Annotated in this window: 10 protein-coding genes; 6 read left to right on the top strand and 4 right to left on the bottom strand. The window is 60.2% G+C overall.

Annotation, left to right across the window (positions count from 1 at the left end; genetic code table 11):
* Positions 1 to 40: 40 nt before the first annotated feature.
* Together ACR0IK_RS01940 and ACR0IK_RS01935 are read left to right on the top strand one after the other, a co-directional pair.
* Entirely contained in the window at positions 41 to 1,705 is a 1,665-nt protein-coding gene (locus ACR0IK_RS01940; protein ID WP_480640275.1) for a hypothetical protein, read from the top strand.
* Positions 1,702 to 2,376: an SH3 domain-containing protein gene (locus ACR0IK_RS01935; RefSeq protein ID WP_480589297.1), complete on the top strand. Its 675-nt coding sequence runs from the start codon at positions 1,702 to 1,704 to the stop codon at positions 2,374 to 2,376. The genes ACR0IK_RS01940 and ACR0IK_RS01935 overlap by 4 nt, the downstream gene beginning before the upstream one ends.
* A gap of 2 nt (positions 2,377 to 2,378) precedes the next feature.
* On the opposite strand, the gene mfd is transcribed toward ACR0IK_RS01935, so the two are convergent.
* Both mfd and ACR0IK_RS01925 read right to left on the bottom strand, forming a co-directional pair.
* The gene (mfd, locus tag ACR0IK_RS01930) at positions 2,379 to 5,828 is read right to left on the bottom strand and encodes a transcription-repair coupling factor (RefSeq protein ID WP_480640274.1); all 3,450 of its coding nucleotides are present in this window, start codon (positions 5,826 to 5,828) and stop codon (positions 2,379 to 2,381) included.
* A gap of 21 nt (positions 5,829 to 5,849) precedes the next feature.
* On the bottom strand, positions 5,850 to 6,374 hold the full coding sequence (locus tag ACR0IK_RS01925) for a component of SufBCD complex (RefSeq protein ID WP_480589301.1): 525 nt from the start codon (positions 6,372 to 6,374) through the stop codon (positions 5,850 to 5,852).
* A gap of 120 nt (positions 6,375 to 6,494) precedes the next feature.
* Between ACR0IK_RS01925 and hemB the strand changes: the two genes are divergently transcribed.
* The 4 genes from hemB (at position 6,495) to ACR0IK_RS01905 (ending at position 11,346) form a co-directional block, all read left to right on the top strand.
* Positions 6,495 to 7,493, top strand: a complete 999-nt coding sequence (hemB, locus tag ACR0IK_RS01920) for a porphobilinogen synthase (RefSeq protein WP_480640273.1) — start codon at positions 6,495 to 6,497, stop codon at positions 7,491 to 7,493.
* Positions 7,494 to 7,633: 140 nt separating this feature from the next.
* Positions 7,634 to 8,206, top strand: a complete 573-nt coding sequence (locus ACR0IK_RS01915; RefSeq protein ID WP_480589306.1) for a lipid-binding SYLF domain-containing protein — start codon at positions 7,634 to 7,636, stop codon at positions 8,204 to 8,206.
* A gap of 173 nt (positions 8,207 to 8,379) precedes the next feature.
* On the top strand, positions 8,380 to 10,842 hold the full coding sequence (locus ACR0IK_RS01910; protein ID WP_480640272.1) for a penicillin acylase family protein: 2,463 nt from the start codon (positions 8,380 to 8,382) through the stop codon (positions 10,840 to 10,842).
* Between the two features lie 108 nt (positions 10,843 to 10,950).
* Complete coding sequence (locus ACR0IK_RS01905; RefSeq protein WP_480589310.1) at positions 10,951 to 11,346, top strand: nuclear transport factor 2 family protein; 396 nt, start codon at positions 10,951 to 10,953, stop codon at positions 11,344 to 11,346.
* A gap of 3 nt (positions 11,347 to 11,349) precedes the next feature.
* On the opposite strand, the gene hflX is transcribed toward ACR0IK_RS01905, so the two are convergent.
* The gene (gene hflX, locus ACR0IK_RS01900) at positions 11,350 to 12,621 is read right to left on the bottom strand and encodes a GTPase HflX (RefSeq protein ID WP_480640271.1); all 1,272 of its coding nucleotides are present in this window, start codon (positions 12,619 to 12,621) and stop codon (positions 11,350 to 11,352) included.
* Positions 12,621 to 12,860, bottom strand: coding sequence for an RNA chaperone Hfq (gene hfq / locus ACR0IK_RS01895; protein WP_010440340.1), 240 nt, complete (start codon positions 12,858 to 12,860; stop codon positions 12,621 to 12,623). Before hfq ends, hflX begins: the two co-directional genes overlap by 1 nt.
* Positions 12,861 to 12,966: the final 106 nt, after the last annotated feature.

Here is a 12,966-nt window from a genome sequence, read left to right as displayed (position 1 = left end):
GAATCCCGCTAACCTTCCCTTGATCCGAGAGGAGGTTTCAATGCGTTACGATTACGATCTGGGTTCTCATTCCTGTCCGGTCACCACATCCTCGCCCGAGGCGCAGCTATGGTTTGATCGGGGATTGGTCTGGACCTACGGCTATAACCATGAAGAAGCCGTGGTCTGTTTCCAACGCGCGGCTGAACATGATCCAAACTGCGCCATGGCCCATTGGGGGATCGCCTATTCGGCCGGTCCAAACTACAACCTGCCTTGGGATTTGCTCGATGAAAGCGGGCAGCAAAAGGCGCTTGCGCAGGCCTTTGATGCGGCGCAACAGGCGCTGGCTTTGCTGGACAGCTGCACCCCGGTCGAGCAGGCCCTGATCCGCGCCCTGCCCGCCCGCTACCCGCAGCGTGACCCGGTTGAGGATATGCACAGCTGGGACCACGATTTCGCTGACGCGATGCGCACGGCCTTTGCCGAACAGCCCGATCATCTGGACCTGCGCACCATCTATGTCGAGGCGTTGCTGAATCTGACACCCTGGCAGATGTGGGACCTCAAAACCGGCCAACCTGCCCAAGGCGCCGCCACGCGCGAGGCGCAGAAGGCCTTGGAAGACGCGATGGCCTACGACCCCGCTGCGATGTCTCATCCCGGCCTGCTGCACCTCTATGTGCATCTGATGGAGATGTCGCCAACCCCGGAAAAGGCGCTCAAGGCCGGGGATGTGCTGCGCACGCTGGTTCCCGATGCGGGTCACTTGGTGCATATGCCCACCCATATTGACGTGCTGTGCGGGCATTACCACAACGTTGTTTACTGGAACGAAAAGGCCATCGAGGCCGATCTGAAGTATTACGAGCGCGAAGGCGCCTTCAACATCTATACCGGCTACCGCCAGCACGATTATCACTTCGTCATCTACGGCGCATTGTTCCTTGGGCAGATGGAACCGGCCCTGCGCGCAAATCAGGGCATGTGGGACACCACACCCGAAGACATGCTGCGCGTCGAAAGCCCTCCGATGGCGGATTACTTCGAAAGCTACATGTCGATGGGCCCGCATATCCTGATCCGCTTTGGCCAGTGGGAAGAGGCCAAGGCGTTGGAGATACCATCGGACCCCGACCTCTATCGCACGCTGACGGCGACCATTCACTATGCCCGAGCCATCGCCCATGCCGCCACCGATCAGGTCGTCGAGGCAGAGGCCGAGGAACAGCTGTTCCTTTCCGCAAAGGAATGCGTCCCCGAGACACGCTTGCTGCACAATAATCGTGTTGTTGATCTGCTGGAGATCGCCCGCGAAATGCTGCGCGGAGAGATCGAGTATCGCAAAGGCAACTATGAGATCGCCTATGCCCACCTGCGCCGCTCGGTCGAGTTGGATGACACGTTGCCCTACGACGAACCGTGGGGGTGGATGCAGCCCACCCGCCACGCGCTGGGGGCACTGCTGTATGAACAGGGTCATGTGGCCGAGGCCGAAGCGGTCTATCGTGAGGATCTGGGGTTGGGTGGTATGCTCAGCCGTGCCTCGATCCATCCGGACAATGTCTGGAGCCTCAAGGGCCTGCATGACTGTTTGAAAACGCGTGGTGACACCGTTGAGATTGTGCAGGTAAAACAACGGCTCGATCTGGCACTGGCCCGGGCAGATCGCGCGGTGGGTGCGTCGTGCTTCTGCGCCCAAGCGGCGATGAGGGCCGCCGAATGAGAAACGCCTTTTTGTTGACGGCCCTGCTCTGCGGCCCCGCCCTTGCGGATCGTCAATCCTTTCCTCCGGTCGATCAGGCCGCGCGAGATTCCTCGCTGGTGGCCTTCCGCGATGCGCTGCTGGCCGAGGTGGCCGCAAGGGATACCGATGCCGTGGTCGCGGCGGCCTGTCCCGACATCTACCTGAGCCACGGAGGAAATGGTGGTCCAGAAGAGTTGCGCGCCAATCTGATCCTGGATCCGGAAACCCTGTCGGAAGAGAACCGAAAAGACGCGGATGCCTTACGCGAAGCCTATTGGTTGGATCTGGAAAACACCCTCTCCCAGCCCGGCTATTTCGATGACGAGGGCGAGTTCTGGATGCCGCATCAGTGGCAAATCACCCTGCCCGTTTCACTGGACCCGTTCATGGCCTATTTCGTCACTGGATCAGATGTGGCCTTGCGGCAGTCGGCTGATCGCGACGCACCGACCTTGGGCCTCATCAGCCACGAGGTCGCGATCATCCGCGATTTTCAGGACGGCTCGGACTATCAACGGGTGCTGCTGACCGATGGGACCCAAGGCTACATGCACCGTGACTACTTGTGGCCGATGACAGGCCACCGCGCCGCGTTCGTGAAATCGGACGCGGGCGCATGGCAGTTGTGCACCTTTGTCAGCGGAGACTAGGCTTAGGCCTTTTTCTTCTCGGCCATCAGCTTTTCAGCCAGATCCCGAGCGATTGCGAAGGCCCCTTTGATCTTGTCGCTGTCCTTCTTCCAGTCACGGCGCACGACGATCTTGTTGTCCTTTACCTTGGCCAGTCCGCGCTGGTTCTGGATAAACTCGACCAGCCCCTGAGGCGATGCGAACTTGTCATTGTGGAACTGGATCGTTGCACCTTTCGGCCCACCGTCCAGCTTGGCAATGCCCGCCCGCTTGCACATGGCCTTGATGCGGACGACCAGCATCAGGGTATTCACCTCTTTCGGCAGGGTACCGAAGCGGTCGATCAGTTCGGCCGCAAAGCCTTCCAGCTCAACTTTGGTCGAAAGCGACGACAGGCGGCGATAGAGACCCAGACGCACGTCCAGATCGGGCACGTAGTCCTCGGGGATCAGAACCGGCACACCCAGATTGATCTGCGGTGCCCATTGGTCATCCGCGTCGGAAAGCCCTTCCATCTCACCGGCTTTGATCTTGGCAATCGCCTCTTCCAGCATCGACTGGTAGAGTTCATAGCCCACGTCGCGCATCTGGCCCGACTGTTCCTCGCCCAGCAGGTTGCCTGCTCCGCGAATATCCAGATCCTGCGATGCCAGCGTGAACCCGGCCCCAAGCGTATCCAATGAGCCCAGAACCCGCAGCCGTTTCTCAGCTGTGGCGGTCAGCTTTTGGCGCGGCTTGGTGGTCAAATAGGCATAAGCGCGGGTTTTCGACCGCCCCACCCGGCCACGTATCTGGTAGAGTTGCGCCAGACCGAACATATCCGCCCGGTGCACAACCATCGTGTTGGCGGTCGGGATGTCCAGCCCGCTTTCCACAATCGTCGTTGCCAGCAGCACGTCATACTTGCCGTCGTAGAAAGCATTCATTCGGTCGTCGAGTTCCCCCGCCGCCATCTGCCCATGCGCGACCATATAGGTGAGTTCCGGCAGTTGGTCCTTCAGGAATTCCTCGATTTCGGGCAGATCCGAGATGCGCGGCACCACATAGAAACTTTGTCCGCCGCGATAATGCTCGCGCAGCAGAGCCTCGCGAATGGTGACTGCGTCGAACTCGCTGACATAAGTCCGAATGGCAAGGCGGTCGATGGGCGGTGTGCCGATAATCGACAGGTCTCGCACACCAGTCAGGGACAATTGCAGCGTCCGCGGTATCGGCGTGGCGGTCAGGGTCAGGACGTGAACATCCGAACGCAGCTGCTTCAGACGTTCCTTGTGACCGACGCCGAAATGCTGTTCCTCGTCGATTATCAGCAGGCCCAGATTGTTGAACCGTATCCCCTTAGCCAACAGCGCATGGGTGCCGATCACGATATCGACCGTGCCGCGCGCCAGCCCGTCGCGGGTTTGCTGCGCCACTTTGGCAGAGACAAATCTCGACAGCTGGCGCACTTCCAGCGGGAAACCCCGAAACCGTTCCTTGAATGATGCCGCGTGCTGTCGAGCCAACAGCGTGGTCGGCGCTACAACCGCGACCTGAACGCCGGACATGGCGGCGACAAAGGCCGCACGCATAGCAACCTCGGTTTTGCCAAAGCCCACATCACCGCAGATCAGACGATCCATCGGCGCGCCAGAGTGCATGTCCTCTATCACCTCTGCGATAGCGCGCAGCTGGTCGTCGGTTTCCTGATACGGGAAGCGTGCGCTGAACTCTTCCCACGCGTGCGGAGGCGGGTCCATGACCGGAGCCTTGCGCAAAGCACGCTCAGCTGCGATGCGGATCAGCTTGTCCGCCATCTCGCGGATGCGCTCTTTCAGCTTCGCCTTCTTGGCCTGCCATGCACCGCCGCCCAAGCGGTCCAGCAGACCTTCGTCATGGCCGTATTTCGACAGCAGTTCTATGTTTTCAACCGGCAGGTACAGTTTGGCCTGCTCGGCATATTCCAGCAGCAGGCATTCGTGCGCAGCACCTGCGGCGGTGACGACCTCCATTCCCATATAGCGCCCGATGCCGTGATCTACATGCACCACCAGATCACCGGGGCTGAGCGATTGGGTTTCGGTCAGGAAATTCTCGGCCTTGCGGCGTTTCTTGGGCTGGCGGATCAGGCGGTCGCCCAGCACATCCTGCTCGGCGATGACCGTCAAGTCAGGCGTTTCGAACCCATGCTCCAGCGCCCAGACGGCCAGATGCAGCCCGCGTTTGCCGATGCGGGTGCCGTCCGAAACCGGGATTGCCTCGGCCAGACCTTCATCCTCGATCAGACCGGTCAAACGTTCGCGCGCGCCCTCAGAGTAGGACGCGATCAACACCGGTCCCTTGCCCATCTTGTCGGTAATATGGCTTGCCAGCGCACCAAACAGGCTGATGCTTTCCTGTTGCCGCTCGGGCGCAAAGTTTCGTCCGATCCTGCCACCCGCATCGATCACTCCAGGACCGCTGGCCTGTGGCAGAGGGCTGAACTGCAGCACCCGCCGGTCACCCACTGCCTGCTCCCACGCGGCGTCGTCCAGATACAGCAATCCGGGCGGTGTCGGCTTATACACAGTATCCATGCGCGACCGGTTTTCCAGTGCCAGCCGCCGGGTTTCATACTGATCGGCAATCGTATCCCAGCGCACAAGCCGAGCGGGCGTGACCTGATCGTCAACGGTAATCGTGGCATCCGGCAGGTAATCGAACAGGGTTTCAAGTTTCTCATGAAAGAACGGCAGCCAGTGCTCGATGCCCTGATGCTTGCGGCCCGCGCTGACGGCCTCGTATAGCGGATCATCCGTGCCCGCAGCACCAAATTCGATGCGGTAATTCTGTCGGAAACGGGTGATGGCTGCCTCATCCAGAATAACCTCAGAGACCGGAGCCAGTTCCACCACGTCCAGTTTCTCGGTCGTGCGCTGCGAAACAGGATCGAACCGACGCGCGCCGTCCAGAACATCACCGAACAGATCCAGGCGCACGGGACCAGATTCGCCCGGCGGGAAGATGTCGATAATCCCACCCCGAATGGCATAATCACCGGGTTCCATCACCGTCGGGCTTTGCGTGAAACCCATCCGCACCAGAAAGCTCCGCAGCGCGGTTTCATCAACGCGGTGGTCCACGCGCGCGGTAAACGCAGCCTCTCGCAGCACATCACGCGCGGGCACTCGTTGGGTGGCTGCGTTCAGCGTGGTCAACAGCACGAACCGGTCCGGCATCTGATGCACCAGCGCCGCCAGCGTCGCTACGCGGGCTGCTGCGATATCCGCATTGGGCGACACCCGATCATAAGGCAAACAATCCCAGCCCGGGAACACAAAGACAGGCATGTCCGGCGCAAAGAAGGCCAGCGCGGCCCGCATAGCCTCCATCCGCTTGTCATCACGCGCGACATGGGCCACGGGCCCGCCGGAACGCGCGATCTCGTTCAGGACAAGCTGCGCGTCAAACCCCTCGGGGGCGCCGCCAACAGTTACGTGGTTCGGAGCCGTCATCGCCTAGCCTTTCCGAATTTCCTATCCCAGAACCCCAATCGAGAAGTTCTGATACATACCCCAAAGCGACGTGATCAAAATCGAGATCATACCGATGACCTGCGTATAAATCCGGCAGCGGGTCAAAACCTTGCCGACAAACTCAAGCGATCCGTCACTGCGCCGCAATTTATGTGCGGCCCTGATGTTTATGAGCGTCACCAGGCACATGGGAAACAACAGTAAGAATACAGCCTGGGCGAACTCGACCCCATAGTAAAAGCCAAGCATCGCCAGCCCGGTAAAGAAAAAACAACTCAGCCCCAGAATGATCAATCCGGATTTATCAACGATAAACAGAATGCGGTTGCCGTTGATCCGGACGATATCCAGCAAGTCCTGCTCGGTCTGACCTCCGACACGCCGGGCGCGCACCAGCAGGTCGAACGGGACGCCCATAGCCCAGTGGCTTACCGATGACCAAAGCACGGCCAGCACGATCCAATACCACAGATTCGAAAAACTGCGCATATCGATGATTTCGAAAAGCGAAGAGTATAAGTCCAAGCGTCAGCCCTTTGTTCACTGTCCTTAGGGGCCTTCTTTACGCAGGCGCGACCATCGTTACCCTTGAGACCTCGTGGAATTCATGCCACCCAATGCGAAAATATTCAAGGAGAGCGCGACATGAAGCCGACCATCGCCCCCTACCCCCTGACCCGCTTTCGCCGGGCGCGCCAATCCCAGTCCGTGCGCGGCCTGGTTCGGGAAAATACGCTGACCACCGACGACCTGATCTGGCCGGTTTTCGTACGCGAAGGCGAGGGTGTGGAAGAACCTGTGCCGTCGATGCCCGGCGTGGTGCGCCGCTCGGTCGACCTGATCGCAAAGGCCGCGGTTGAAGCGCAGGCCTTGGGTATCCCGGCGATTTGCATCTTTCCCTACACCGACGCCAACCTGAAAACCGAGGATTGCGCCGAGGCCTGGAACCCTGACAATCTGTCCAACCACGCCATCCGCGCCATCAAGGCCGCGGCCCCGGATATCGCAGTGATGACCGACGTGGCGTTGGACCCCTACAACATCAACGGGCATGACGGCTACGTCGTCGATGGCGAAATTGTGAACGATCAGACGGTCGAAGCTCTGGTCAAAATGACGCTCGCGCAGGCCGAAGCTGGGGCCGACATCATCGGCCCGTCCGACATGATGGATGGCCGCATCGGCGAAATGCGGCGGGCGCTGGAATCTGCGGGGCATCAGAACGTGATGATCCTCAGCTATGCCGCGAAATACGCCAGCGCCTTTTACGGCCCGTTCCGCGATGCTGTGGGCGCCTCGGGCGCGCTGACCGGGGACAAGAAAACCTATCAGATGGATCCGGCCAATTCGAACGAAGCCCTGCGCCTGATCGAGCGCGACCTGACCGAGGGCGCCGATATGGTGATGATCAAGCCGGGGATGCCCTATCTGGATATCTGCCGTAGGGTTAAGGACACCTTTGGCGCGCCAACCTATGCCTATCAGGTGTCGGGCGAATACGCGATGATCCAGGCCGCGGCGCAGAACGGCTGGATCGATGGTGAGAAGGTGATGCTGGAAAGCCTGCTGGCCTTCAAGCGTGCGGGCTGCGACGGCATCCTTACTTACTTTGCGCCCGAGGTTGCCCGCATCCTGCAGGGCTAAAACCCCAAATTGTCGCAATTTTTCGCCGATTGTGATCGGCCGCTGGTCAGCTTTCCCGTGACACGCAGCCGCAATCGGCGTACTCTTGCACACAAGATCGGGATCACCCGACATATCAGGCACTTATACAGAGAAAAAACATGAGCAGTTCCAACGCACCCCGACTAAGCCGTCGTGGCTTTGCCTTTGGCATGGCCGGTTTGACGGTAACCGCAGCTTGCGGCAATGGCGTCGGCAATTCCAACGCCGCCACCATCGACGCCCGTGTCGATGCCACGCTGACCGAAATGTACGCGCGCTATCCCAACACGGTTGAGATCGCCAACAAGGCCAACGGTATGCTTGTCATGCCGCTGATCACCGAGGCCGGATTTATCTTTGGCGGCGCGTATGGCCAGGGCGCCTTGCGCATCCAGGGCGCGACGGTTGACTATTATTCCGCAGTGTCCGGCAGTGCTGGCCTGCAGATCGGCGCGCAGCAATACGCGCACGTGCTGTTCTTCATGACCCAGGACGCGCTGAACGATTTCCGCCGCTCCAATGGTTGGACCGCCGGGGCCGATATCGGCTACGTCGTCGATGCAACAGGTGACTCACTCTCGACCGATACCACCACACTGCGCTCTCCGGTTCTGGCGGCGGTCTTTGGTCAGGCTGGCCTGAAATTCGGCGCCACGGTCGAAGGCACCAAATACACGCGGATCATTCCTTAACTCCGGGCTACCACGCGCCCCTCGAACGGTCCCCGCCAACAGCCCACTGTGGCGGGGTTTTTCTTTGTATAGTTCTGTAAACACAAATATTCCCGGACTGTTCCTCTTTCGGTCAGCCCGGCCATCCACTAGTCTTGCCAAAATCGGAAATGGATCGGGATTAAAGGCCACAAATGGGTTTCGTTTTTCGCTGGCTGTTGCGTATTACAACGGGTCTGGTCCTGCTGGCTCTGGCCGCTGTGGCGCTGGTGTATTTCCTGGCCAACCAGTCCCTGCCGGACTACAATCAGACGGTTGAAGTCACCGGTCCAACCGCCCCGGTCGAGATCATCCGCGACACTGCCAACGTCCCCCATATTCTGGCCGAAAACGATCCGGATGTGTTCTTTGGCCTTGGTTTTGCCCATGCTCAAGACCGTCTGTGGCAGATGACCGTTATGCGCCGCACCGCTCAGGGTCGCCTGTCCGAAGTGTTCGGCACCCGCACCGTTCATATCGACAAGCTGCTTCGCCGGCTGGACCTGTACGGGCTGGCCCACCGCTCGGTCGAGGTACAGGACGATTACACCAAAGCTGCGTTGCGGGCGTATGCCGCCGGAGTAAACGCGCGGCTGGATGAGATCAACGAGGCCGCCCTTGGTCGGGGCGCGCCCGAGATGTTCCTGTTCAACGCGCCCGTTTCCCCGTGGCAGCCCGGCGACAGTATCGCGGTGATCAAACTAATGAGCCTGCAACTATCCGGCCATCTTGAGGACGAAGTGCTGCGGGCCCGCACTTCGCTGATGCTGAACGACCCCGCACGGCTGGCCGACATACTGCCGAACGTTCCAGGTGCGGGCATCGCGGCCCTGCCCGAATACGCCGCGCTGTTTCCAGGCCTGCCCCGCTATGCCCGCGGCACACCGATGCCCGACAGCCCGCTGTCGCCTTTCCCAAAACGCGGGTTGGCCGGCGCGTCAAACGCCTGGACTGCCGCGCCTTCGCGTTCGGCCAGCGGAGGCACGTTGCTGGCCAATGACCCCCATCTGGGCTTCACCGCGCCGGGCGTCTGGTATCTGGCCCGGCTGGAACTGGCCAAGGGCGGTGTGATCGGCGCGACAATCCCCGGCATTCCCGCCATTATGACCGGGCGCAGCGATCGGCTGGGCTGGGGTCTGACGTCCTCGTATCTGGATGATCAGGATGTGCATATCGAGCAGCTGAACCCGGAAAACTCCGAGGAATACCTGACGCCGGACGGCTACAAAACATTCCGCACCCGCCCGTCGATCATCGAGATCAAGGACGAGGCCCCGATTACCCTGACCCTGCGCTGGACAGATAACGGCCCCGTTCTGCCCGGCAGCCACTATGATCTGGAGACGATCACACCACCCGGTCACGTCGCCTCTTTGTCTTGGACGGCGCTAAGCCCGCGCGATACGTCGATGACGGCGTCAATGGCGTTGATGAACGCGGACAGCGTCCGGCAGGGCATCGATGCAGCCGAGTTGTTCATTGCACCCTCGCAAAACCTGTCGCTGGTGGACAAGGACACGATCGGCCTCAAGCTGATCGGAGCGATGCCGAAACGCGACCTGCAAAATCAAAGCCGGGGCCGCATCCCGACACCCGGCTGGCTGGCCGAGAACCTCTGGCAGGGCCGCCTGCCCTATGCCGACAACCCGGAATTCGTAGCCCCAGTGGGGGGCATCCTGGGAAATACCAACAACAAGATCATCGACCGCCCGTTCCCCGAGCATGTGTCCTATGAATGGGGCGACACCCAGCGCGTGCACCGCTGGGAACGCCTGATGCAATCGCGTGAGGTCCACACCCGCGACAGCTTTATCGAAGCACAGTTGGATACCGTCAGCTTCACCGCCCGGTCCTTGCTGCCGCTGATCGGCGCAGACCTGTGGTTCACCGGCGCCTCAGCCCCCGAGGGCACGCCCGAACGCCAGCGCCAGATCGCGCTGTCCCTGCTGGCAGAGTGGAATGGCGAGATGAACGAGCATCTGCCCGAGCCATTGATCTATGCGGCATGGTTGCGGGCGTTGCAGATCCGGCTGATCTCGGATGACCTCGGCCCGCTGGCTGCCGAATATAAGCATGTCGAGCCACTGTTCATCGAACGCGTCTACCGTGATATCGATGGTGCGTCGGTCTGGTGTAACGTACGCCAGAGCGCCCCGACCGAAACCTGCACCGACATGGCACGGCTTGCGCTGGACGACGCGCTGATCTGGATTTCCGAGAATTTTGGCAGCGCTCTGAAATCCTTGCGCTGGGGTGACGCTCATCAGGCCACCCATGACCACCCGGTTCTGGGCACGGTTCCTGTGTTGCGGTTCTTTGTCAACATCCGCCAATCCACCAGTGGCGGCGATAATACACTGCTGCGCGGGCGCACTTCGGGCGAAGGCAGGAATCCGTTCCAGAACGTCCACGGTGCGGGTTATCGCGGGGTCTACGATTTTGCCGACCCGGATAGTTCGGTCTTTATCACCGCCACCGGCCAGTCCGGCCATTTCCTGTCTCGCTACTACGACGATCAGGCGCAGCTGTGGCGGCGCGGAGAGTATATCCCCATGTCGCTGGACCTCAATCTGGCCCGTGCCGCGGCCGTGGGTGTGACGAACCTGATCCCGCGCTGATTTCGCCTGTTTCGGCAGGACCTTGCCCCTTTTTCCGGGTGCCGTGGACGCCGACCTGTCTTTTCGCCTACGATCTGGAGGCCAACACGTTGGGACCGGGGGGCACAAATGGCAAGTATACGGGATAGGCTGAACAATCTCGCGCGCGACTACGCAATCGCCTGGAGTTCGGGTGACCCGAACGCGGTGGCCGAATTCTTTGCGCCTGAAGGGCAGATTTCGATCAACAAGGGTGAGCCCATGATCGGTCGCGGGGCAGTAGCCGACGTGGCCCGCGAGTTCTTTGCCGACTTTCCCGATCTGGAACTCAGATGCGATATGCTGCGATGGGCCGGTTCACACGCGATCTTTGTCTGGACATTGGAAGGCCATCACACAGAAACCGGCAACCTTGTGGTCACCCGCGGCTGGGCTGAATGGGAACTGACCCAGGACCACAAAATCCAGTCCTCATCGGACTGGTTTGACGCGGACGACCATCAACGACAGATTGGCAGGACCTAATCTCTAAAGCGCCGCGAACCGAGCCGCCTGTTTGTCGGTCCACAGCACGGTGATCTCAAAACCGTCCTCGGTCTGCTTTTCGGATCGCACAACATCCTGCCTGAACAGCCAGGCGCGCTTGTTGCCTTGGGCGAAACCCAGCATCAGGGTCTCTTCGTGGCGCGCGCCTTGCAATTTGGTTGCGATCTCGGCCAGAAGAGGGTCAACACCCTCTCCCGTCACCGCCGAGATAGCAAAGATCGATGGATCGCGATTCGCGCGTTTGAAGGTGGCTTCGCGTTCGTCTTCATTCAGCAGATCGATCTTGTTCCAGACCTCAAGCCGGGGCCGTTCGTCATCGACGCCCAAAGAGGTCAGGATCGCCTCGACATCCTGCGCCTGCGCGTCGGTTTCCTCATGGCTGATGTCACGGACATGGATGACGATATCGGCACCCAGAACCTCTTCCAGCGTTGCCCGGAAGGCCGCAACCAGTTCCGTCGGCAGGTTTGAGATGAACCCTACTGTGTCCGACAGGATAACCTCGGGTCCATCGGGCAGTTCAACCCGTCTCATGGTTGGGTCCAACGTGGCGAACAGCATATCCTTGACCATCACCTCGGCCCCGGTCAGGCGGTTGAACAATGTGGATTTTCCGGCGTTGGTATACCCCACTAAGGCCACAATCGGATACGGCACCTTGGCCCGCGCGGCGCGGTGCAGCGTGCGGGTCTTCACCACTTTCTGCAACTGACGCCGCAGACGGACCAATTGTTCATCGATCGCTCGGCGGTCAGCCTCGATCTGAGTTTCACCAGGACCACCGACAAACCCCAGTCCACCCCTTTGCCGTTCAAGGTGAGTCCAGGCCCGGACCAGACGCGTGCGTTGATAGCTAAGCGCGGCCATCTCGACCTGCAGCACACCTTCACGGGTACGGGCGCGGTCGCTGAAAATCTCAAGGATCAAACCGGTCCGGTCGAGGATCTTGACCTTCCACGCTTTCTCAAGGTTGCGCTGCTGAACTGGGGAAACCGGGCCGTCGATCAACACCAGTTCAATCTCGTTTTCGTGCAGACGCTGGGCCAGTTCCTCGATCTTGCCGCTGCCGAAAAGCAACCCCGGCTGGGCGCGTTGCAGGCGCACGATCTCGGACCCGATCACATCCAGATCGGGCAAAGCGGCGGCCAGTGCCACCGCCTCTTCCAGCGCCGGTTCGGGGACACGGCGCTGTTCATCTGATTTGATTTCCGGATGCAGCACCCAGGCCCGGGTGCGCGTCCTTTCATGTTCCATCAAGAGGCGTCTTCGCCCTCATACAGGCTGATCGGCTGCGACGGCATGATGGTCGAGATCGCGTGCTTGTAGACCAGCTGCGACTGTCCGTCGCGGCGCAACAATACGCAGAAATTGTCGAACCAAGTGATCACGCCCTGCAATTTCACACCGTTGATCAGGAAAATTGTGACCGGTACCTTTGCTTTCCGTACATTGTTCAGGAACGCGTCCTGAAGATTCTGTCTGTCCGAAGCCATTTTTTATTATCTCGCCATTGTTCTTGCTACGCGCTGCGGACCAACGCGCTCCCTCTGGCTGAGTATGGAGTGGAGTTAACCGAGTTTCCAGATCAAAAATCAGTCA

The organism is Ruegeria sp. BF7, from assembly GCF_056538605.1.
This window is presented reverse-complemented; position numbering and strand designations above follow the sequence as displayed.

What these genes read in the sequence shown, in the direction of transcription:
- ACR0IK_RS01940 (WP_480640275.1), top strand. Translation starts at nt 41, where the DNA reads ATGCGTTACGATTACGATCTGGGTTCTCATTCCTGTCCGGTCACCACA.
- ACR0IK_RS01935 (WP_480589297.1), top strand. Translation starts at nt 1,702, where the DNA reads ATGAGAAACGCCTTTTTGTTGACGGCCCTGCTCTGCGGCCCCGCCCTT.
- mfd (WP_480640274.1), bottom strand. Translation starts at nt 5,828, where the DNA reads ATGACGGCTCCGAACCACGTAACTGTTGGCGGCGCCCCCGAGGGGTTT.
- hemB (WP_480640273.1), top strand. Translation starts at nt 6,495, where the DNA reads ATGAAGCCGACCATCGCCCCCTACCCCCTGACCCGCTTTCGCCGGGCG.
- ACR0IK_RS01915 (WP_480589306.1), top strand. Translation starts at nt 7,634, where the DNA reads ATGAGCAGTTCCAACGCACCCCGACTAAGCCGTCGTGGCTTTGCCTTT.
- ACR0IK_RS01910 (WP_480640272.1), top strand. Translation starts at nt 8,380, where the DNA reads ATGGGTTTCGTTTTTCGCTGGCTGTTGCGTATTACAACGGGTCTGGTC.
- ACR0IK_RS01905 (WP_480589310.1), top strand. Translation starts at nt 10,951, where the DNA reads ATGGCAAGTATACGGGATAGGCTGAACAATCTCGCGCGCGACTACGCA.
- hflX (WP_480640271.1), bottom strand. Translation starts at nt 12,621, where the DNA reads ATGGAACATGAAAGGACGCGCACCCGGGCCTGGGTGCTGCATCCGGAA.
- hfq (WP_010440340.1), bottom strand. Translation starts at nt 12,860, where the DNA reads ATGGCTTCGGACAGACAGAATCTTCAGGACGCGTTCCTGAACAATGTA.